This is a genomic window from Dyella sp. (genome assembly GCF_035503745.1).
Taxonomy (GTDB): Bacteria; Pseudomonadota; Gammaproteobacteria; order Xanthomonadales; family Rhodanobacteraceae; genus Dyella_B.
The window spans coordinates 48,288-68,691 of sequence record NZ_DATJTC010000006.1; the positions used below are offsets into that span (position 1 = coordinate 48,288).

Consider the following 20,404-nt stretch of genomic DNA (forward strand, 5'->3'; position numbering starts at 1 on the left):
AACTAAGCTGAACGAAATGGACTACAGCCATGGCGTACATAACGGACGATCTCACGCCCCCTTTCCAGCCCCACGTGCTGGTGGCCGATGATGACGCGACCAGCCGCTGTTTCCTGGGCGACGGCCTGCGCCAGCTAGGCGCGTGCGTGGCGCTCGGCGTCGATGGCCATTCGGCACTCGAATGCGCGCGCAGCGAGGCTTTCGACCTGCTGCTGCTCGACTGCCGCATGCCCGGCATGGATGCGGTCGGCGTGCTGACTGCCCTGCGCAACGATCCCGGCGCCGCTTCGGCATGCAGTCCCGCCGTGGCCAGCAGCGCGGAGCTGGATGCCAACGACCAGCGCGCCCTGCTCGCGGCGGGCTTCCATGCGGTGCTGCTCAAGCCGTGCTCGTTGCAGGATCTGCGCGAGATCCTGCAGCTGGCGACGATCGATCGCCGCCATGCGCCGGTGCTGGACGATGGGCTGGCATTGAAAACCGCCGGCACGCCGGTGGTGGTGCAGGCCCTGCGCGGCTTGTTCCGGCAGGAACTGACCAACATCGACGCGCAACTGGACGATCTCAGTGCCGATGCCGGCGCGTTTGAGGCGCGCCTGCACAAGCTGCGCTCCTCGTGCGGATTCTGCGGCGCCGCGTCGCTGGCGGAACACGTGGTGTCGCTGCAGCAGCATCTGAAGCTGGCCCACCACGGGGCGATGTTGCCGCTGTCGGATTTTCGCCGATCACTGCGCCAGACCATCGAGGCGCTCCAGGTGCCATGAGGGCCTCAGCGGCGCGCCAGCGCGCCGCGCAATACACGCCAGGCGCGAAGCTCCACACCGCCGAGATGGAAGCGGATCAATGCGCGCATCATGCCGCGCAAAGCATGCAGGCCTTGCGCATCGGGCATGCAATCGCGCTGCAGCGAAAGCAGATCGCTACCGCGCACGGCATGGGTTTCGTTCGTGCCGCAGCGCGACGGACCGTGCTCGGGCCGATACACATAGAGCATGTCGGCCTGCAGCGGCTCGCCGGAATCAGCGTCATCGAGCAGTTGCAGGGCGTAACCGAGCGCGCCGAGCAGATCGCGTTCGAACCGGCGCAACTGCCAACCCAGCGACTGGCCGGCGGCGAGCCGGTCAAGTGCCTGCGCATACGCCGCATAAAGCATGGGATGCGGGTCCTGCCGTTCGGTCAGGCGCACCACCAGCTCGTTGATGTAAAGGCCGGCCACGCCCGCATCCCCTGGCAGGCGCAGCGGCGCCTGCATCGGTTCGGCGCTGCGCAAGGTGGCCAGTTCGCCGCGCATTTGCAAATCCATGGCCAGGGCCTGGAACGGCTCGAGCTGCGAGCGCTGCAACCGCCCGCGCTGGCTGCGCACGCCGCGCGCGACCACACCCAGCCGCCCATGATCGCGGGTGAGGCATTCGAGCAGCAGCGACGTTTCCCGGTAAGGGCGAGTGTGAAGCACGAACGCCGGTTGCTGCTCTACCAGCATGGCCTGTGGGTCTGGTCTGGTGCGTTACGCATCAATCGGTGTAGCCGAACTGCTTGAGCACGGCCTCGTCGTCCACCCAGCCTTCGCGCACCTTTACCCACAATCGCAGGAACACCTTGCGATCGAACATGCGTTCCATGTGCCGGCGTGCGGAGGTGCCAATTGCTTTCAGCTGCGCGCCGCCCTGCCCGATCACGATGGCCTTCTGTCCTTCGCGCTCGACCCAGATGACGGCGTGGATTTCGGCCACGCCATCGGGGCGGTCCTTGAACTGCTCGATCTCGACCGTGGTGGCGTACGGCAACTCCTGGTCCAGGCGCAGCATCAACTGTTCGCGCACCATTTCGGCGGCGAGAAAGCGCTCGCTGCGATCGGTGATTTCGTCTTCGCCGAACACCGGCGCGCGCACCGGCAGGCGGGCCAGGATGTCCTTGCTCAGTGTATCGAGGCCTTTGCGCTTGAGCGCGCTGACATAATGCACCGACTCGAAGTGGTGCTTTTCGGTCAGGTCGGCGACGAAAGGCAGCAACGCGGTTTTATCCTTGCTGAGGTCGACCTTGTTAATCACCAGCAGGCGCGGAATGTTCTGTTCGGCCAGCGCGTCGTAAAGCGCCTCGTCTTCATCGGTCCAGCGCCCTGCCTCGATCACCTGGGCGGCCAGTTCGACTTCGCTGATGGCCGAACGAACGGCCCGGTTGAGACTGCGGTTCATGGCGCGCTTGGCGCCGCGATGCAGGCCTGGCGTATCCACGTACAGGATCTGCCCCGCTTCGCTGGTCGCGATGCCAAGAATGCGATGCCGCGTGGTCTGCGGGCGGGGGCTGACGATGGACAGCCGAAAGCCGATCAATGCATTGAGCAGGGTCGACTTGCCCACGTTCGGGCGGCCGGCCAAGGCCACGAATCCACACCGGAAATCCGGATGGGGCAATTCGTTCTCGACGATGTCGTCGCCTTCGCGTTCGTCATTCATGGCAAAGCGGCACTCTTCTTAAGACAGGTATAAGCATGGCGCCCCGTGGCGATGAACGCCACTGCAGGCAGGTAGGCCATGCTGGGTGGGAAAAGGATCAAGACGCCACGGCAACCCGGGCGGGAGTATCAGGCGCGCGTGTCGGGGGCATCCTTGGTATCCAGCAGCCGCCCGAGTACGGTTTCGGCGGCATCCTGTTCGGCCAGCCGGCGGCTGCTGCCGCGCCCGACGGCCGTGACCGCCATCGGCTCGGCCACTACGCAATGCACATCGAAAATCCGCGCGTGATCTTCGCCCTGCGTGCCGACCAGTTCATAGTGGGGCAGCGGCCAGCCTTGCGCCTGCAGCCATTCCTGCAACCGCGTCTTGGCGTCCTTGGAGGAGCGCGGCAACGCCGCCACGCGATCGGCAAACAACGTACGGACGGTATGCCGGCAAGCTTGGAAACCGCCATCGAGATAAACGGCGGCAACCAGCGCCTCGAAAGCGTCGGCGAGGATCGAATCGCGGCGAAACCCGCCACTCTTGAGTTCGCCCGAGCCGAGCTTCAGCCGATCGCCCAGTTCCAGTTCGCGCGCCAGCTCGGCAAGCGCCTGCCCGTTGACCAGCTGCGCGCGCAGACGCGACATCTCGCCCTCGGTGGCCTTCGGATGCGTCTCATACAGCATTTCGGCGACGATCGCCCCGAGCAGGGCATCGCCCAGGAACTCCATGCGCTCGTTATTGGGCTTACCCGCGCTGCGATGGGTCAAGGCAAGCGCGGCGAGCGCTGGATCGTTAAAGCGGTAATTCAATTCCACTGTTATTGCGGGGGAGCGACATTGCCTCGCACGGGCACGCTCTTGTCAAAGTGGACCAGGAAATCGATGTTGTAGATGAAGGGCATCTGCTTGTCGTACGAGACATGCAATTCGTTGCCGTCGCTGCCCTGCTGGAAGTTGATGTCGCTGGGCTGGATGGTTGCGTCGTCGACGTACTGGAAGCCGAGCTTGAACATCATTTCGCGGCGAACCTGATCAAGCGTTTTGCCATCGACGCCTTCGCTGGCGATTTGATTCATGGCTTTCACCACGCCCGCATACTCGATATACGAGGGCACCAGTTTCATGGCCGCGTAGGCAAAAAAGCCAGCGACCGCCAATACGATCAGGAACCCGATAAGGGTGATACCCGCCTGTTTCGACTTCATAGTCCCCTCGCTATGCCGCTGCCGCGGCCCCGCCCTGATTGACGCTCAACCGCCAGGGCATACTTTGCCCGCTCCACGGCCTGATCGCCAGCGACACGTTCACGCTTTGTGCCGCCCAGCGCCAGGGCCATCAGCGGATGACCTTGCCGATCCGGTGGAAATCCACCCCGCCGGTACTCCAGCCCTTCCAGCTCAGCCAGATCATGAAGGCCCGGCCGACCAGGTTCTTTTCCGGCATGCAGCCCCACCAGCGGCTGTCCTGGCTGTTTTCGCGGTCGTCGCCCATCACGATGTAACAGTTCGGGGGCACCACCGATGGAACCGCCTGATTGGGGATGGAGGGGGTCTGCAGGGACGGGATGCGCGCGATCAGGTGCTTGACCGTGCCCAGCTGCTCGCTCCATATGCTGCCGTTGTTGTACAGCAGGTAATTGTCTTCGGGACGGCTCGGGTTGCCCTGGAACGGACCCACTTCGGTGTCCACGACCGGCTTGCCGTTGATGACGATCTGGCTGTTGTGCACCTCGATCGTGTCGCCCGGCAGGCCGATGATGCGCTTGATCCAGTTCTGGCTGGGCACCGGCGCGTGCGGATCGGCGCAGGTCACATCGCCGCTGCGGATCGTTTTGCCGTTCTCGTCCTGGCAGAGATACCCCGGGAAACGGAACACGACCACGTCGCCGCGCTTGGGTTCGCCCACGCTGAGGATCTTGTTGTTGAACGCCGGCAGCCGCAAGCCGTACGCAAACTTGTTGACGAGAATGAAGTCGCCCACATCCAGCGTCGGCATCATCGAGCCGGATGGAATACGAAACGGCTCGGCCACGAATGAGCGAAGCAGCAGCACCACGAAGATCACCGGAAAGAGCGAGCGCGCCCAATCCACCGTGACCGGATCGCGGTATTCCTCGCCCGCCGCGGCAAAACGTGCCTGACGCTTCTTGAAGAAAAGCAGGCGATCAATGCCCCACACCACGCCGAACACGGTGGTGAGTGCAAGCAAAATGGCTGAAAAATCGAAATCCATGCAATGACTCCAAAGCCCGCTTTTATTTATCCACCTTGAGTACGGCCAGGAAGGCTTCCTGAGGAATCTCCACCCTGCCGACCTGCTTCATGCGCTTCTTGCCTTCCTTCTGCTTTTCCAGAAGCTTTTTCTTGCGCGAGACGTCGCCACCATAGCACTTGGCCAGCACGTTCTTGCGCAACGCTTTCACCGTCGAGCGCGCGATGATCTGCGCGCCGATCGCCGCCTGGATGGCAACATCGAACTGTTGGCGCGGAATGAGGTCTTTCATGCGCTCGACCAGCTCGCGCCCGCGGCGGTCGGCATGGCTGCGGTGCACGATCAGGCTGAGCGCATCCACGCGATCGCCATTGATCAGCACATCCACGCGCACGAACGGACCCGCGTCGAATCGCTCCAGGTGATAGTCCATCGACGCATAGCCGCGCGATACGGATTTGAGCTTGTCGAAGAAATCGAGCACCACTTCGGCCAGCGGAAGCTCGTAGCTGATCTGCACCTGGGTGGCCAGATACTGGATCGAACGCTGCACGCCGCGCTTCTCTTCGCACAACGTAATGATGTTGCCGATGTAATCGGGCGGCGTGAGGATGTTGGCCACGATCATCGGCTCGCGGATCTCCTCGATCTGCGGCGATGGCGGCAGGCGTGCGGGATTGTCCAGCTCCATGATCGTGCCGTCGGTCTTGAGGATCTCGTAGACCACGGTCGGAGCGGTGGTGATCAGGTTCAGATCGTATTCGCGCTCCAGGCGCTCCTGCACGATTTCCATGTGCAGCATCCCTAAGAAGCCGCAGCGGAAGCCGAAGCCCATGGCCTCCGAACTTTCCGGTTCGAAAAACAGCGCGGCATCGTTGAGGCGCAGCTTGTCCAGCGCTTCGCGCAAAGCGGGGTAATCGTCGGCCGAAACCGGGAACAAGCCGGCGAACACGCGTGGCTGCATGGTCTGGAAACCGGGCAGCGGATGCGGAGCGGGCTTGCCGGCATGCGTAAGCGTGTCGCCGACGGGAGCGCCGTGCACGTCTTTGATGGCCGCGGTGATCCAGCCCACTTCGCCGGCGGAAAGCTTGTCGAGCTTCTTGCGCTTGGGCGTGAAGACACCCACTTCGCTCACTTCGTGAGCGCGGCCGGTGGACATCACCTGCAGCTTGTCGCCCGGCTTGATCTCGCCCTGCATGACGCGCACCAGCGACACCACGCCCAGGTAGTTGTCGAACCAGGAATCGATGATCAGGGCCTGCAGCCGGTCGGTATCGCGTGGCTTGGGCGGCGGAATGCGCGCGACGATGGCCTCCAGCACCTCGATCACGTTCTGGCCTGTCTTGGCGCTGACGGCCACCGCGTCGGTGGCATCGATGCCGATCACCGCCTCGATTTCGCCCTTCACTTTTTCCGGATCGGCCGTGGGCAGGTCGATCTTGTTGAGCACCGGCACCACTTCCAGCCCCTGCTCCACCGCGGTGTAGCAATTGGCCACCGATTGAGCCTCCACGCCCTGTGCGGCGTCGACCACCAGCAACGCGCCTTCGCAGGCGGCGAGCGAACGGCTCACTTCGTAGGAAAAGTCGACGTGGCCCGGGGTGTCGATGAAATTGAGCTGATAGGTCTTGCCGTCCCTCGCCGTGTAGGGCAAAGACACCGACTGCGCCTTGATGGTGATGCCGCGTTCACGCTCGATCGGATTGCTGTCCAGCACCTGGGCTTCCATTTCACGCTCGGCCAAGCCGCCGCAGATCTGGATGATGCGGTCCGCAAGTGTGGACTTGCCGTGATCGATGTGGGCGATGATGGAGAAATTGCGGATCAGTTCCATGGAGCACGCTGTCAGCTTCACCGCCCCGCGCGATGCTAAAGGCCGGCCATCGCCGGAATGGCGATATTAGCCGCTCATTATCGCATGGATTGAGAAACCAGACTGTACGCGCGAGTCCGCAAATTCGAAGGCCTGCTCGGGCAAGCAGGCCTTCGAGTTGCCTCAACCGTTGTTCTGATCGGCCGGCGGAACCGTCAAGGCGATGAAATTGCTCGAATCGCCGCGACGTACCAGCAGCAATACGGTGTCGCCAGGCTTCACGCCGGCCGTGGCAGTCCGGAACGCCGCCACGCTACCCACCTTTTGCTGATTCACCATCAGAATGACGTCACCCGGTTGCAGACCGGCCTGCGCCGCCACGGAGCCGGTCACATCCGTGATCGCCACGCCCTCGCCCGGTTGCAGGCCCAGCTGGCGGCGCGTATCCGGATCGACGCCCTGCACCGCCAGGCCGAGGGCATCGGTACCCGAACTTGGCGCCGGCTTGTTCGCCGAGGCGAACGGATTACCGTCGCGGGGCATGGTACCGATGGTCACCTGGACGGTCTTGTCGCGCCCATCGCGCATGATTTGCACCGGCACCGTGGTGCCCGGCTTGGTCATGGCAACCATCGGCGGCAGGTCCGAACCCTGCTCCACCGGGCGACCGCCGAAGGCCAGGATGATGTCGCCCGCCTGCAAGCCTGCCTTCTGCGCCGCGGTGCCTGGCGAAACGCTGACCACGATCGCGCCCTTCGCACTGTCCAGCTTGAGCGCCTTTACGATGTCGTCATCGACGGGCCGGATCATCACGCCCAGTTCGCCGCGCGTGACGTAGCCCTTGGTCTTGAGCTGATCGACCACGTTCATCGCCACATCGATCGGGATCGAGAACGCAACGCCCTGATAACCGCCGGTATCGGAATAAATCTGCGAATTGATGCCAACCACCTGGCCCTGCAGGTTGAACAGCGGGCCGCCCGAGTTGCCGCGGTTGATCGGCACATCCGTCTGGATGAACGACGTGCTGGGCTGGTCGCCCGCCCCCAGGCTGCGCCCCACGGCGCTGACGATGCCTTGCGTGACGGTGTAATCGAAGCCGAACGGCGAACCTATCGCCAGTACCCACTGGCCCGGCTTAAGCAGGCGCGAATCGCCGATGCTTACCGTCGGCAGGGGGCCGCCGGCCTGGACTTTCAGCAGCGCGATGTCGTAGGTCGGATCGGTACCAACCACCTTGGCGGTCAGCGTGCGGCGATCCTGCAACCGGACGGTCACGGTGTCGGCATGATCGACGACGTGGTTATTGGTAAGAATGTAGCCATCGCTGGAAATGATGAAACCCGAGCCCAGCGAGGTATGCGCCTGCTCTTCGGGCGAGGGCATCATCGGCATGCCGAAGAAACGGCGCAGGATTTCCATCTGGTCGGCATCGGGGCCTTGCCCCTGCATCGGCGCGGCAGAGCCCCCCTTGGGACGGCGGCCGGTGTATTTGGCCTCCACGTGGACGACTGCCGGTGCGTTCTTCTCTACGATTCCCGTGAAATCCGGCAAGGCAGCAGCAGCGGCCGGGGCGGTCTGCGCCACTACCACGCCGGGCCCTGCCAGCCCCAACGCGAGCGCGCAGCACAAAAGACTGCTGACGAGACGGTGATGACTCATGGATTCCTCCTAGGTTCTGGGCACCCTGCTCCCGCCCAGGCTCATGGGAGCGGAACGGGAAGAAAGGGAGGTTATTGAAAAGCGGGAAAGCGCCTGGCCACAGGCGGAAAGCGGGCGGCGCTCAGTGCGCCGCCGCTCCCTGATAGGCCGGAGCCTGTTGCTGCGCCGCGGCGCTCGCCTGCGGCGTATCGATGAGCAGCAGGTAGCTACCATCGTGGCTGTTCAGGGTATGGTAGCTGCGATAACCGTTCATGAATTGCGGCTGGCTATCGGTGGAGTAACCCTGGAACAGCGGGTTGTCCGAAGGATTGCCCAAGGTCACCGAGGCGCGCTGGCTCAGTCCGTAGGCCGGATACAGGCTCAGCGAGGGCGGAACCGCCGCCAGCATGGTGCTGCGGTCCGTCTGGGCAGCCGCCTGGGTGGCGGACGAAGGAACGGCGCGCGAGGCGACCTTGGCGGTCAGCGACGCGGGCCGCTCGGCATCGGGGGCCGTCGGTTGGGAAACCATCAGCGCGGCGACGGCCACGCTCGCGGCGATTGCGCCGCCCACCGACAGGCGCAGCCAGTCGCGGCGCCTTGGAACGGTTGCCGCCACGGATTGCTCGGATTCGATCATCTGCATCACGCGGGTGGCAAAGCCGGCGCTCGCCATGGCCGGCACCTGGCCCCGCAGGCCATCGCCAACCACGTGATAGCGCGTCCAGGCCTGGAGCAAGGCGGCGTCGTGATCGAGGCGGCGCAATAAGAAGCGCAGCTCTTCCTTCGACAGCTCGCCATCCATCGCGGCGGAGAGGGTTTCCATATTGGCTTCAGTCATGACATCCGATCCTCGCGGTCCGAGAGTAATGGCCGCAACTTCTCATCGATCGCCTCACGTGCCCGGAAGATGCGCGAACGCACCGTACCGATCGGGCAGCCCATGGCTTCGGCAATCTCTTCATAGCTGAGGCCCTCCACTTCACGCAAGGTGATGGCTGTCCGCAGCTCCTCGGGCAAGGCTTGGACAGTGGCAAACACGGTTTGTTCAATTTCTTGCCGCATTAATTCGCGTTCAGGGGTGGCGCTTTCCTGCATGCGGTCGGCCCCCGGCACGTAGACGGCGTCTTCGACAGCAATATCGTCCGTGGGCGGGCGCCGGCCCATCGCGACCAGATGGTTCTTGGCCGTGTTCACGGCAATTTTGTACATCCAGGTATAGAAAGCGCTCTCGCCCCGGAACGAGCCGATCGCGCGCCATGCCCGGACAAAAGCTTCCTGGGCTACGTCTTCGCACTCGGCGTGGTTGTGCACATAGCGGGAAATCAGGCCAATGACCTTGTGCTGGTATTTGCGAACCAGCAAGTCGAAAGCGCGCCTGTCCCCATTTTGTACACGCTCAACCAGCGCACTATCGAGTTCGTTATCGCCCATCCGGGCCGTCTCCTTCGTTGCCGCACCAAGCCGGGATGCCGTCCAGCGAATAGGTGATCTGCTCAGACCCGAACGATGTCGGCAAGTTCAGCACGAACTCTGCACCCATCCGCCGATTTTAAGATAGGAACGCCCAGAAAGGGCTCAAGCCTGCAGCTTGTCCTGAACGCCAGACAGCAAACGCTCACGCTCGGTCAACAGGCGCTCGAAGCTGGCCTGGGGCAGCGGACGGCAGAACAGGTAGCCCTGCAGTTCGTCACAGTGGTTGGCGCGAAGGAATTGCAAGTGCTGCTCGATTTCCACGCCTTCTGCAACCACCCCGCGCTTGAGGCGGTGGGCCATTTCAATGGTGGCCCTCACGATCGCCTCATCGTCGGGGTCCACGCCGATGTTGCGCACGAAACTCTGGTCGATCTTGATGCGATCGGCCGGCAGCTTGCGCAGGTAGTCCAGCGATGCGGCACCGGTGCCGAAATCGTCGATGGCGATATGACAACCGATCCGGTGCAGCTTCTGCATGTTTTCCATCAGGTTGGGGGCCGCCTTGATGCTGATGCTCTCGGTGACCTCCAGCTCCAGCAGGCCCGGATCGAGTCCGGTCTCCTCCAGCACGGACGCCACGATTTCCGAAAGATCGGACTGCATCAGCTGCACGGCCGACAGGTTGACGCCCAGGCGCAGGCCCAATCCGAAGCGGTCTTCCCATGCCTTGGCCTGCTTGCACGCCGTGCGCAGCACCCATTCCCCGATCGATACGATAAGCCCGGTTTCTTCGGCCAAGGGAATGAAAAAGCCGGGACCGATGTTGCCCAGTTCCGGATGCTCCCAGCGCAGCAGGGCCTCCATGCCGACGATGTCTTCCGAACCGGCGTTGATCTGCGGTTGATAGAAAACGCGCAGTTCGCCGTTGCCTTCCGCGTGCCGCAGGCGTGCCTTCAAGGCGGCGTTCTGCTGCTCCTGCGCCGGGCTGACATCGTAGACGCGGTAATTGTTGCGACCCAGGCTCTTGGCCGCGTACATCGCTTCGTCCGCGTGCTTGAGCAGAGTTTCGGCATCCGGCGCATCTTCGGGAAAGAAACTGATGCCGATCGATGCGGTCACCTGCAACTCCGGACCGTCATCCAGATGCAGCGGCACATCCATCAATTGCACGATCTTTTCCGCCACGCGCAACACGTCGTCGGTCTTCACGATGTGCCTGAGCACGATCGTGAATTCGTCGCCGGCGTAGCGCGCCACGGTATCGGAAGCGCGCACGCTGCTGCGAAGCCGTTGCGTGACGGCCACCAGCACCTGGTCGCCAACCGCATGGCCGAGTGTGTCGTTGATAAACTTGAAGCGGTCAAGATCCACGAACAGCACGGCGAATGTTTCGCCGGTACGGTTCGCCTCGCGGATGATCGTGTCCAGGCGATCGTTGAACAGCAGGCGGTTGGGCAAGCCGGTGAGTGCATCCAGCAGGCCTTCCGCGCGCCCCTGCTCGCGCGTGCGCCGCAGTTCGAGCGTGTGCGCGAAATGCGCCGCCGCGCAGCGCAGCACGGGCTCGACGATTTCCGGTTCACCGAACGGATTGCGGCTGCCGGCCAGCAAGGCGCCGAGCACGCTGAAGCGCTCGTCGAGCAGCGGCAATCCCACGAAACCGCGCAAGCCCAGTTGTCCGATCAGCGGATCCACGTCGGCCAGGCGCCGCGCGTCATGCGGATGCATCAAAGTGCGTCCGCTCAGCACCAGGCGCAGCGAACTCTGCAGTTGCGGCCCGGGCCAGACCTGTTCGTCGCCACGCCAACGCTGCACGATCTGCGTCGGCACGCTGGCCTCCTCCGGGCGCGCGGACCATACCGCCAGATAATCCATGCCCATTTCATCGAGCAGCAACTGCGCCGCTTCCATCACGCCCGTGTCATCGTGCGTACCGCTGAACAGGCGGGCGAGCAACGTCAACGCCACCGCCGGACGCACGCCGGCGCGGTTGCTGCGAAAATGCACCGCAGCCAGTTCACGGCCACCATGCTGCACGCGGCGAACGCTTGCCTCACCGGTGTCGTGTCCGCGGATCGACCTACGCTGGCAGGCAAGCCAGCGCCGGTCCCCGTCGGCAAGCGCCTTGTCCATGCCGACGCTTTCGAAAGCGAGTACTTCACTCAGGCCAAGGCTGGTCAGCACGCTATTGGCCAGACCGCTGTGCCGCATGTAGGCAGGGCTTGCCTCGACCACGCGCTCGCGATGCGGGTCCACGATCAGCCAATCGCCCTCGCCGTCTTCGAATACGAAGCGGTAGTCGCCCCCGGCTGCCGCAAGCGGCACGGACGCCCGTGCGGTCGGAGCTTTCTCGTTGGTCTTGGGCGGCTCTCCGCTGCGCAGCTGTTGCCAGCGCGCAATCAGCTCGGTGCCGATCTGCGAAGCATAGAGCCAGCCGTTGATCATGGCCGGCAGCTGCGTGGGCTTGACCGTCGTCTCGTCGGCCAGGACGGCAATGATCGGCGCATCCGCGCACGGCGGCAGCAGCTTGAGTTGTTCGCACAGCGTCAGGCTCGAGCGTCCATCGCCCTCGATGACCAGCACGATCAGCGCCAGCGCCTCGCGCCCCTCCAGCAAAATGGCTGCATGGGTGGTGTCGCGGGCCGAATGAATCGGTGGATGGCCTTCATGGTCGAGCGTATCGAACAGCTCGCGCCGCAACTCACGCTGGGAGGCCACCAGCAAGATGCCCGCTTGCAGTGCGGCGGCCGTCACAGAAACCAGCGCCCGTCGCGCAGTCGGGGACGTTGGGCAACCGGCGCAACGCCACTGATACGCACGGCGACGTCGTCGAAGCTGGCGATCATCGCCGGGACCGTATCCAGCAGCACGATACGGCGCACGTGTCCGGCGGGCGCACGGGCCAGCTGGCGCAACAAGGCGCCGTCCATCGCGGTCAGGGGCGAGGGAAACCGCGCAATGAGGTAAATGCCGAAATGAATGCTTTGCTGGATATAGCGAAGGGCATTGCCCAAGCGCTGCGAACCGGGAATGCTTGCATGCGCTTCACGCAGATTGCCCATGCCCCGTTCAGGCTCCCACAAATAGACCGACTGGCCGTTGTGCCGGGCAATCGAACGGAACTGCTCGATCAAGGATCCGGTATCGGTGTCTTCAAGCACGACCAGCCCGCCGGGCGCGGTCAGGATGCGCTCGTAGATATCGCTGCCGGCAAGCGGCGAGGGAGCCATCAGCGGAGTCATAGCGGGCCAAGGGAAAGTCGTCGCGTACGGGCTAGAGTTACGCGCCCACGCGGGAAGCGCAATAGCCTTATCGCCAAGGCGTGACGCACGCGACACCCCGCTTGCCGCAATGCGGCATAACCGTCTTTTCTGGACTGGGGCGTCTCGCAATCGCGGCGGCGGGACGGTATGGTTGAAGCTTCCCGGCCATTCCCCTATCCCCATGTTCGAAGGACTGCGCTTCAATCACTGGAAGACGAGCCTGGACGACAGCGGCATCGTCACGCTGACGCTTGACCGCGCCAACAGCAGCGTCAATGCGTTCTCGCGCGAAGTGCTGGACGAGCTGGGCCAGATCGTGGAGCGGCTGGCGATCGAGAAAGCCGCCGGCGTGATCATCCATTCGGCCAAATCGAACGGATTTGCGGTCGGTGCCGACATCAAAGAGTTCGTCGAGTACGCCAAGCACGGCACGGTGCAGGAAAACATCGAAAACGGCCAGCGGGTGTTCGAAGCCCTGGCGCGCCTGCCCTGCCCGACCGTGGCCGCCATACACGGCGCCTGCATGGGCGGCGGCACGGAGCTGGCCCTGGCCTGCCGCCAGCGCATCGCCGCGGACGACGACAAAACGCGGATCGGCCTGCCTGAGGTGATGCTTGGCATCCATCCCGGCTGGGGTGGCTCGGCACGTCTGCCGCGGCTGATCGGGGCGCCCGAGGCGCTACCCATCATGCTGACCGGCAAGACCCTCTCCGCGCGGCGGGCCATGAGCCTGGGCGTGGTCGACCGCCTGGCGCGTCCGGAAGAGCTGATGGCCGAAGCACGCGCGCTGCTGCGCCATCCCCATACCCGCCCCTTTGCGCGGCGAGCCGGTGCCTGGGCAACCAACACCTGGCTGGCCAGGCAGATCCTGGCTCCCATGGTCATCAAGCAGACCGCGGCCAAGGTGCGCAAGGAACACTACCCCGCACCGTTCGCCCTGATCGACGTATGGAAGCGCGGCGGCAGCGACATCAACCAGCGCCTGAAGCTGGAAGCCCGCTCGGTGGCCAAGCTCGCGCAAACCGCAACCGCGCAAAACCTTATCCGCATTTTCTTCCTGCAGGAGCGGCTCAAGGGCCAAGGCAGCGGCGTCGATCCCCAGATCCGCCACGTGCACGTGGTCGGCGCGGGCGTCATGGGCGGCGACATCGCCGCCTGGGCCGCACTGAAGGGTTTCGACGTCACGCTGCAAGATCGCGAGATGAAGTTCATCCAACCCGCGCTGGATCGCGCGCGTGCGCTGTACGAGAAAAAGCTCAAGACGCCCGAAAAAATCGAGGCGGCCAGCCGTCGCCTGCGCGCCGACGTCGAAGGTGCGGGCGTTGCCCAAGCGGACCTGGCCATCGAGGCGATCTTCGAAAACGCACAGGCCAAGCAATCGCTGTACGCAACCATCGAGCCGCAGTTCCAGCACGACGAAATCCTCGCCAGCAACACCTCCTCGATTCCGCTCGACGAATTGCGCAAGGCATTGAAAGCGCCGCAGCGCTTTCTAGGCCTGCATTTCTTCAACCCGGTCGCGCAGATGCCGCTGGTCGAGGTGGTGCGTCACGACCAGCTCGACGCGGCCATCGAAAAGCGCGCCCTGGCGTTCTGCAAGGCCATCGGCAAATTGCCCGTGGCCGTCAAGGGCACGCCTGGGTTTCTGGTCAATCGCATCCTGATGCCCTACTTGCTCGAAGCATTGCGCCTGTACAACGAAGGCGTGCCGGGCCCGGTGCTGGACAAGCAGGCCAAGAACTTTGGCATGCCGATGGGTCCGATCGAGCTGGCCGACACGGTCGGACTGGACGTGTGCGCCTCGGTCGGCAAGGAACTGGCGCCGTTTCTGGGGCTGGAACTTCCGCCGGGCCTGGAAGACAAGCTCGAAGCCGGCAAGCGCGGCAAGAAGGACGGCCAGGGCTTGTACACCTGGCATGACGGCAAGCCGCAGAAACCCGAGGTCGACCCCGACTATGTCGCACCGCCGGATCTGCAGGACCGCATGATCCTGGCCATGGTGAACGAGGCCGTTTCCTGCCTGGGCGACGACGTGGTGGACGATGCGGACCTGCTGGATGCGGGCGTCATCTTCGGCACGGGCTTTGCCCCCTTCCGCGGCGGCCCGATCCAATATGTACGCAGCGAAGGTGCGGAAAATCTGCACCAGAAACTGGAGAACCTGGCCAAGCGCCACGGCGAGCGCTTCATGCCCAAGAATGGATGGGATCACCCGGCACTGAAGCAGGCCATGCTGCAACTTCCCTCCGGCGCCTGATTGCACGCGATGCGACGCCAAGCCGCCATTCGGCGGCTGGCGTGACGCCTACCACATCAAATCGTCCGGCACGCCATCTTCGCCCACGCCGCCGGCCGACGGATTGGCTAGCAGCGCCAGCAGGTGCGGATCGATATCGCGCACTTGCTCGGCGATGGATTGCGAAACCAGCAGATAACGCCCGCCGAACTGAACCACGCCCAGTCGGCCCGCGTTGAGTTCGGTCAGTTGCTCGGCATCGACATATATCCGGCGGATTTTGCCGCCATATTCGAAATGACGGACTTGATCCACATCCGTCTTGTTCAGCGCCTTGCCTTCGAGCAATTGCTGCATTTTGGCCTTGCGTTCGCGCTTCACGCGCGCCTGTTCGGCGGCCTGCTCTTCGGCGCGCTTGCGTTCGCTGGCTTCGGTCTGCGCACGCATCGCGTAGGCCTTGGCAAGATCAAACTCCTCCTGCTGTTTGCGCGCAGGGTTCGGCTTGGGGTGCGGCTTGCCTTTTCCCTGGGGAATATTTGGCCTGGAAGGCTGTTGCTGGCGCTTCTCGTCCTTGAGCTGTTTGACGATGCCGCTCTTGAGCAGCTGATCTCGCAGTGAATCGACCATGATCTGAATCCGATGTTACCTATTGCGTTTCAGTAGTGCGGAGGCGGCGGTTCGCTGTGCGGATCGTGCCCCTGTCCCGTCCGCATCGTTGCCAGTTCGTTGCGCAAGTCGTGGATCATGCGCTCCAGCCCTGCGATGCGCATGGACTGCTCGGCATCGGCAGCGATCAATCCTTGCACGGCATCGTCGATGAACGCCAAACGTACTTCCAGTTCGGTCAGGCGCTGCTCGTTGCTGCTCATGGCGACTCGGTCTGCTGCACGGTGCGCCCACGACCGACACCGTAATACGCCAGGCCCGCCTCTTCGACAACTTGGGGCTCATACAGGTTACGCCCGTCAAACACGACCGCTTCCTTGAGCAATTCGCGGATGCGCGCAAAATCCGGACTACGGAAAGCCTTCCATTCGGTCATGATAGCCAACGCATCGGCCCCTTCCAACGCCTGATAGGCACTGCCGCACAGCACCAGGTCGCCGCGCTCGCCATAAATGCGCTGCGCTTCCTCGCGCGCCTGCGGATCGTAGGCACGCACCTTTGCGCCCGCTTCCCACAAGGTTTCCATCAGTCGGCGGCTCGGTGCCTCGCGCATGTCGTCCGTGTTGGGCTTGAACGCCAGCCCCCATAGCGCAACCGTCCGACCGTCCAGGTTGCCGCCGAAATGGCGCCGGATCAAATCGAACAGCTTGCCTTTCTGGTCGGCATTGACGGCTTCGACGGCATCCAGCAAGCGCGCCTGATAACCCACGCCGCGCGCCGTGCGTTCCAGCGCCTGCACGTCCTTGGGGAAACATGACCCGCCGTAACCGGCGCCGGGATAAATGAAGTGATAGCCGATACGCGGGTCGGCACCGATACCCTGGCGTACCAGCTCGACATCCGCGCCGACTCGCTCGGCGATGTTGGCGATCTCGTTCATGAAGCTGATCTTGGTCGCCAGCATCGCGTTGGCCGCGTACTTGGTCAGCTCTGCCGAGCGAACGTCCATGACCACGGTGCGATCGTGATTACGGTTGAAGGGCGCATACAGTTTGCGCAGCAGTGCGATGGCCTGTTCGCTGGAACTGCCGATGACGATGCGATCGGGACGAAGGCAGTCCTCCACCGCATCGCCCTCTTTCAGGAACTCGGGGTTGGACACCACGTCGAATTCGATGTCTGCGCCGCGCGCGGCAAGCTCGCCTGCGGCAGCCTTGCGCACGCGGTCGGCGGTGCCCACCGGCACGGTGGATTTGTTGACGACGACCGCATAGCGATCCAGATGCCGCCCGATTTCCCTGGCCACCGCCAAGACGTATTGCAGGTCGGCGCTACCGTCTTCGTCCGGCGGGGTGCCCACTGCGATGAAAATGACCTGCGCATGTGCCACGGCCGAGGCCGCGCCAGTAGTGAATTGAAGCTGTCCGTTGTCGTGGTTGCGTCGCACGATCGGTTCCAGCCCCGGTTCGAAAATCGGTATTTCTCCGCGCTTGAGGCGACTGACCTTGTCCTCGTCGATGTCCACGCATACCACGTGATTGCCCATCTCTGCCAAGCACGCGCCAGTGACAAGGCCCACATAACCTGTTCCGAAAATGGTGACTTTCATCGGGTGAAACCAGCTCCTCGTTCGAGGCAGGCAATTCTAGCAGGGCGAATATAAAACCCAGGTGTCAGGGCTCTCAGGCAGCCCGCATAAAAGAACAGGGCGCGAATTGCTTCGCGCCCTGTTCGCTTGATCGGCACTACGCGAACGATTACTGCTCGCCACCGCCGGCGGGAGCGCCGCCGCCTTCCTGGCCGGCGGCCGTCGGGCCGGTGCTGACCAGGGTGACGTCGAAGATCAGCGTTTCATTCGGCTGGATGTTGCGCTGCGGCTCGGCACCGTAGGCAAGGCTGGCCGGAATGAACAGCTTGTAGTGTCCGCCGACCTGCATCAGCTGCAGACCTTCACGGAAACCCGGAATCACGTGAGCCAGCGGGATCGCGGTCGGGCCGGGCGGGTTGTTGTTGGAGGAGGAGTCGAACACTTCACCGTTGACGTAGGTACCGGTGTAGTTGACCTTGACCGTGTCATTCGGACCCGGGCGCGCACCGGTGCCCTGCGAAATCACCTGGTACTGCAAGCCCGAAGCGGTGATCTTCACACCGGGGGCCTTCCTGTTCTTGGCCAGGAAGGCATCGCCTTCCTGCTTGTTCTTGACCGAGAGCGCGTCGAATTCGGCCTTGGCCTTGGCCTGGAATTCCGTTATGAAACTCTTCCACACGGAGGCGGCTTCGGCCTCAGGCATGTTCGGCCTCTGGCCGGACAGAGAGGCCGTGACGGCCTGGCCGACGACTGCCGGGTCAATCAGTTCGCGCATCGGGCCGGGAACCTGGCTGGCGATCTGGTAGCCAAGCAGCTGGCTGGCCTTGACCTTATCGACCGTGCCCGTCGCAGCGGTACTGGGTGTCTGGGCCTGCGCGCCAGCGGTCAGGCCCAGCGCCACGGCTAGAGCGGCCGCCGTCAGCGTGGGTCGCAGAAAATGCTTCATTTGAACTCCCTCGTATATTGGACTATGCCGGCGTGCCGGCCGGACCTCCCCCAAATGGAGGCTGGCCCCGCATTGTGCGGTGTCCTGTCCGGTCTTGGCAACGACGTTCGAAGGTTGACCGGCCGCCCGCGGAAAAGTTCACCGGGCCGCTGTGCGCCAGCTCGCATCTGGGTTCATTCGTTACCCGTGGATGAAGGCTTTTCAAGGGTTTCGCGAAGTGCGGCCTGCAAGCGCGCATGCACCTTCACCAACCCTCGCCAAAGTACGATGGCGAGCACCACCGACACGGCGATGAGCGACAGCGCCACACCCCGGGGCGGCAAGATAGCCGATCCAAGTACACCCACCAGTACCGCCAGAAACAGCAGGGTGGCCAGCGGTATGAGCTTGGCGAGAACCTGTCGGATCGCTTGCGTATAGGCCCCGGCGAAACGTTCGCTGATACCTAACTCGGCAAGCAACATGCCCAGGGCCTCCGCCTTGCGGTACACCGCGATCAGCAGCGGCAGTGACAGGAACAGCGCACACGCCCAGATCAGCGAGTGGCGCATGGGCAGGTCGAGCCCCCAGCGCACGAACCAATGCGCGTTGTGTGCATCCACGTACGCGCCGATGACGAACAACGTAACCACAAGCGCGATGTTCACGGCGATATGCCAGAGCAGTCGCCGGAACATCGCCGCCAGCGTGGCGTTTTCGTTCACCGGCCGCAGATTCTCCAGCCAGCCGCTGTAACTGATCACCAGCAATCGCACCGGACGCGGCAGCACGCGCCGTCCGGCCCACGCCAGCAGTTCGGCCGAACGAAACAGATACGGCGACGCCAGCATGCAGATCAACGCGGCGGCCACGGCGATGGGATAAATGAAGTCATCGACAGCGTGAAGCGTAAGCCCCAGCGTGGCGATCACAAATGAAAATTCGCCGATCTGCGCCATGCACAGTCCGGCGCGCAACGACGTGCGCGGATCGTGCCCGATGAAGAACATGCCGACGGTGCAAACCACCGTCTTGCCGATCATCACGGTCAACGCGACCAGCACCGCCGGCATGGCGTAATGGGCAAGCTGCGCCGGATCGATCTTCAAGCCGATCGCCACGAAAAACAGCGCCGCGAACATGTCGCGCAAGGGCTCCACCAAATGCACCACGCGCGGTGCGCTGCGCGCTTCGGCCACCACCGCACCGGCGAGAAACGCCCCCAGCGCGCCGCTGAAACCCAGCCAGACGGCGAGCAGGCTGGTGCCGAAACAGATGCCCAGCACGCTCACCAACAAGGTTTCATCGCGATCCAATCCCGCAATGTAATCGACCAGGCGCGGCAACAGCAGCAGGCCGACGATCATGCCGGCAATTACAAACAACCCCAGGTGTCCGACTACGCTGAACGCGGTGTGCGTCGCTACCGTTCCACTGATCGCCACCGCCGAGAGCAAGGTGAGGATCACGATGGTCAGCATGTCTTCGGCGACCAGCATGCCCACGACCAGGCGCGCGAACGGCCAGTGACGCGCGCCGCCTTCCACCAGCGTGCGCGAGGCGACCATCGTGGACGACAACGCCATGATGGCGCCGAGAAACAACGCGCTGCGATGGTTCCAGCCAAACAGCAGGCCAAGCTGGTAGCCCACCCACAGCATGAAACCTACTTCGATCACCGTCACCAGCAACAATCCGCCGCCCACCTGCCGCAGCTTGCGGACACTGAACTCCAGCCCCAGCGTGAACATGAGCAGGACCACGCCGAGATTGGAAATGTCGCTGATGGTCCGCGGGTCGGTCACCAGCACACCCGGCGTATGCGGGCCGATCACCACGCCGGCCAGGATGTAGCCGGGCAGCACGGGCAAGCGAAAGCGCTGGAAGAGCACCGTCGTCGCGCCGGCCACCAACATCACAAGCGCAAGGTCGCCTATAAAACCGATGTCGTGCATGCCCCGCTCCGCGACCTTAAGTTTCCGTCACAGCTTAAACCGAAGCAGTGTCCAAGCCGCGAGCCAGGAACGGTTCCTCGGGGTCATCGGACGGTGTGTTTTTTGTAAAAAAACGCTTGACGGAATTGTGAACCCATCCTATTCTTTCGTGCTTCCAGCGGCGGGGCCATAGCTCAGCTGGGAGAGCGCTTGCATGGCATGCAAGAGGTCGCCGGTTCGATCCCGGCTGGCTCCACCAACACATACGTCCCCATCGTCTAGAGGCCTAGGACATCACCCTTTCACGGTGGCGACCGGGGTTCGAATCCCCGTGGGGACGCCA

Annotated in this window: 18 protein-coding genes and 2 tRNA genes; 4 read left to right on the top strand and 16 right to left on the bottom strand. The window is 63.5% G+C overall.

What is annotated here, in order from left to right:
- Positions 1-29: 29 nt before the first annotated feature.
- Entirely contained in the window at positions 30-761 is a 732-nt protein-coding gene (locus VME63_RS01765; RefSeq protein ID WP_325429634.1) for a response regulator, read from the top strand.
- Between the two features lie 5 nt (positions 762-766).
- Here the strand turns inward: VME63_RS01765 and recO are convergent, their stop codons facing one another.
- From recO to VME63_RS01820, 11 genes are all read right to left on the bottom strand, one after another.
- Entirely contained in the window at positions 767-1,477 is a 711-nt protein-coding gene (recO, locus tag VME63_RS01770) for a DNA repair protein RecO (protein WP_325429636.1), read from the bottom strand.
- Positions 1,478-1,508: 31 nt separating this feature from the next.
- Positions 1,509-2,450, bottom strand: coding sequence for a GTPase Era (gene era / locus VME63_RS01775; protein ID WP_325429638.1), 942 nt, complete (start codon positions 2,448-2,450; stop codon positions 1,509-1,511).
- A 128-nt stretch (positions 2,451-2,578) separates the two neighbouring features.
- The gene (gene rnc / locus VME63_RS01780; protein ID WP_325429641.1) at positions 2,579-3,250 is read right to left on the bottom strand and encodes a ribonuclease III; all 672 of its coding nucleotides are present in this window, start codon (positions 3,248-3,250) and stop codon (positions 2,579-2,581) included.
- A 2-nt stretch (positions 3,251-3,252) separates the two neighbouring features.
- Complete coding sequence (locus tag VME63_RS01785) at positions 3,253-3,639, bottom strand: DUF4845 domain-containing protein (RefSeq protein ID WP_325429642.1); 387 nt, start codon at positions 3,637-3,639, stop codon at positions 3,253-3,255.
- 130 nt (positions 3,640-3,769) lie between these two features.
- Complete coding sequence (gene lepB, locus VME63_RS01790) at positions 3,770-4,666, bottom strand: signal peptidase I (protein ID WP_325429644.1); 897 nt, start codon at positions 4,664-4,666, stop codon at positions 3,770-3,772.
- Positions 4,667-4,688: 22 nt separating this feature from the next.
- Positions 4,689-6,479 carry a translation elongation factor 4 gene (lepA, locus tag VME63_RS01795; RefSeq protein WP_325429646.1) on the bottom strand — a complete coding sequence of 597 codons (1,791 nt, stop codon included), beginning with the start codon at positions 6,477-6,479 and terminating at the stop codon, positions 4,689-4,691.
- Between the two features lie 162 nt (positions 6,480-6,641).
- The gene (locus VME63_RS01800; protein ID WP_325429648.1) at positions 6,642-8,120 is read right to left on the bottom strand and encodes a DegQ family serine endoprotease; all 1,479 of its coding nucleotides are present in this window, start codon (positions 8,118-8,120) and stop codon (positions 6,642-6,644) included.
- A gap of 121 nt (positions 8,121-8,241) precedes the next feature.
- A complete protein-coding gene (locus VME63_RS01805) occupies positions 8,242-8,937 on the bottom strand; it encodes a sigma-E factor negative regulatory protein (RefSeq protein ID WP_325429649.1) in 696 nt (231 codons plus the stop codon).
- A complete protein-coding gene (gene rpoE, locus VME63_RS01810) occupies positions 8,934-9,530 on the bottom strand; it encodes an RNA polymerase sigma factor RpoE (protein WP_325429651.1) in 597 nt (198 codons plus the stop codon). The genes VME63_RS01805 and rpoE overlap by 4 nt, the downstream gene beginning before the upstream one ends.
- A gap of 144 nt (positions 9,531-9,674) precedes the next feature.
- Positions 9,675-12,263, bottom strand: a complete 2,589-nt coding sequence (locus VME63_RS01815) for a putative bifunctional diguanylate cyclase/phosphodiesterase (protein ID WP_325429654.1) — start codon at positions 12,261-12,263, stop codon at positions 9,675-9,677.
- Positions 12,260-12,739 (bottom strand): hypothetical protein, encoded by a 480-nt coding sequence (locus VME63_RS01820; protein WP_325429656.1) that lies wholly within the window; start codon positions 12,737-12,739, stop codon positions 12,260-12,262. Before VME63_RS01820 ends, VME63_RS01815 begins: the two co-directional genes overlap by 4 nt.
- A gap of 214 nt (positions 12,740-12,953) precedes the next feature.
- Here VME63_RS01820 and VME63_RS01825 point away from each other — a divergent pair, with 214 nt between their 5' ends.
- Positions 12,954-15,029 (top strand): 3-hydroxyacyl-CoA dehydrogenase NAD-binding domain-containing protein, encoded by a 2,076-nt coding sequence (locus VME63_RS01825; RefSeq protein WP_325429658.1) that lies wholly within the window; start codon positions 12,954-12,956, stop codon positions 15,027-15,029.
- Positions 15,030-15,077: 48 nt separating this feature from the next.
- Here VME63_RS01825 and VME63_RS01830 read toward each other — a convergent pair whose 3' ends face one another.
- The 5 genes from VME63_RS01830 to VME63_RS01850 all read right to left on the bottom strand — a co-directional run bounded on the left by VME63_RS01830 (position 15,078) and on the right by VME63_RS01850 (position 20,082).
- Positions 15,078-15,635 carry a DUF2058 domain-containing protein gene (locus VME63_RS01830; RefSeq protein ID WP_325429660.1) on the bottom strand — a complete coding sequence of 186 codons (558 nt, stop codon included), beginning with the start codon at positions 15,633-15,635 and terminating at the stop codon, positions 15,078-15,080.
- Between the two features lie 29 nt (positions 15,636-15,664).
- Positions 15,665-15,877, bottom strand: coding sequence for a SlyX family protein (locus VME63_RS01835; protein WP_325429662.1), 213 nt, complete (start codon positions 15,875-15,877; stop codon positions 15,665-15,667).
- Positions 15,874-17,223, bottom strand: coding sequence for a UDP-glucose/GDP-mannose dehydrogenase family protein (locus VME63_RS01840; protein ID WP_325429664.1), 1,350 nt, complete (start codon positions 17,221-17,223; stop codon positions 15,874-15,876). Before VME63_RS01840 ends, VME63_RS01835 begins: the two co-directional genes overlap by 4 nt.
- A gap of 148 nt (positions 17,224-17,371) precedes the next feature.
- Positions 17,372-18,148 (bottom strand): FKBP-type peptidyl-prolyl cis-trans isomerase, encoded by a 777-nt coding sequence (locus VME63_RS01845; protein WP_325429666.1) that lies wholly within the window; start codon positions 18,146-18,148, stop codon positions 17,372-17,374.
- Between the two features lie 173 nt (positions 18,149-18,321).
- Positions 18,322-20,082 carry a cation:proton antiporter gene (locus tag VME63_RS01850; RefSeq protein WP_325429669.1) on the bottom strand — a complete coding sequence of 587 codons (1,761 nt, stop codon included), beginning with the start codon at positions 20,080-20,082 and terminating at the stop codon, positions 18,322-18,324.
- Between the two features lie 162 nt (positions 20,083-20,244).
- On the opposite strand from VME63_RS01850, the gene VME63_RS01855 reads away from it, so the two are divergent.
- Together VME63_RS01855 and VME63_RS01860 are read left to right on the top strand one after the other, a co-directional pair.
- Positions 20,245-20,320, top strand: a tRNA-Ala gene (locus tag VME63_RS01855).
- A gap of 8 nt (positions 20,321-20,328) precedes the next feature.
- A tRNA-Glu gene (locus tag VME63_RS01860) sits at positions 20,329-20,404 on the top strand.

Coding starts and splice junctions, on each gene's coding strand:
- VME63_RS01765 (WP_325429634.1), top strand. CDS start 30: ATGGCGTACATAACGGACGATCTCACGCCCCCTTTCCAGCCCCACGTG.
- recO (WP_325429636.1), bottom strand. CDS start 1,477: ATGCTGGTAGAGCAGCAACCGGCGTTCGTGCTTCACACTCGCCCTTAC.
- era (WP_325429638.1), bottom strand. CDS start 2,450: ATGAATGACGAACGCGAAGGCGACGACATCGTCGAGAACGAATTGCCC.
- VME63_RS01785 (WP_325429642.1), bottom strand. CDS start 3,639: ATGAAGTCGAAACAGGCGGGTATCACCCTTATCGGGTTCCTGATCGTA.
- lepB (WP_325429644.1), bottom strand. CDS start 4,666: ATGGATTTCGATTTTTCAGCCATTTTGCTTGCACTCACCACCGTGTTC.
- lepA (WP_325429646.1), bottom strand. CDS start 6,479: ATGGAACTGATCCGCAATTTCTCCATCATCGCCCACATCGATCACGGC.
- VME63_RS01800 (WP_325429648.1), bottom strand. CDS start 8,120: ATGAGTCATCACCGTCTCGTCAGCAGTCTTTTGTGCTGCGCGCTCGCG.
- VME63_RS01805 (WP_325429649.1), bottom strand. CDS start 8,937: ATGACTGAAGCCAATATGGAAACCCTCTCCGCCGCGATGGATGGCGAG.
- rpoE (WP_325429651.1), bottom strand. CDS start 9,530: ATGGGCGATAACGAACTCGATAGTGCGCTGGTTGAGCGTGTACAAAAT.
- VME63_RS01820 (WP_325429656.1), bottom strand. CDS start 12,739: ATGGCTCCCTCGCCGCTTGCCGGCAGCGATATCTACGAGCGCATCCTG.
- VME63_RS01825 (WP_325429658.1), top strand. CDS start 12,954: ATGTTCGAAGGACTGCGCTTCAATCACTGGAAGACGAGCCTGGACGAC.
- VME63_RS01830 (WP_325429660.1), bottom strand. CDS start 15,635: ATGGTCGATTCACTGCGAGATCAGCTGCTCAAGAGCGGCATCGTCAAA.
- VME63_RS01835 (WP_325429662.1), bottom strand. CDS start 15,877: ATGAGCAGCAACGAGCAGCGCCTGACCGAACTGGAAGTACGTTTGGCG.
- VME63_RS01840 (WP_325429664.1), bottom strand. CDS start 17,223: ATGAAAGTCACCATTTTCGGAACAGGTTATGTGGGCCTTGTCACTGGC.
- VME63_RS01845 (WP_325429666.1), bottom strand. CDS start 18,148: ATGAAGCATTTTCTGCGACCCACGCTGACGGCGGCCGCTCTAGCCGTG.
- VME63_RS01850 (WP_325429669.1), bottom strand. CDS start 20,082: ATGCACGACATCGGTTTTATAGGCGACCTTGCGCTTGTGATGTTGGTG.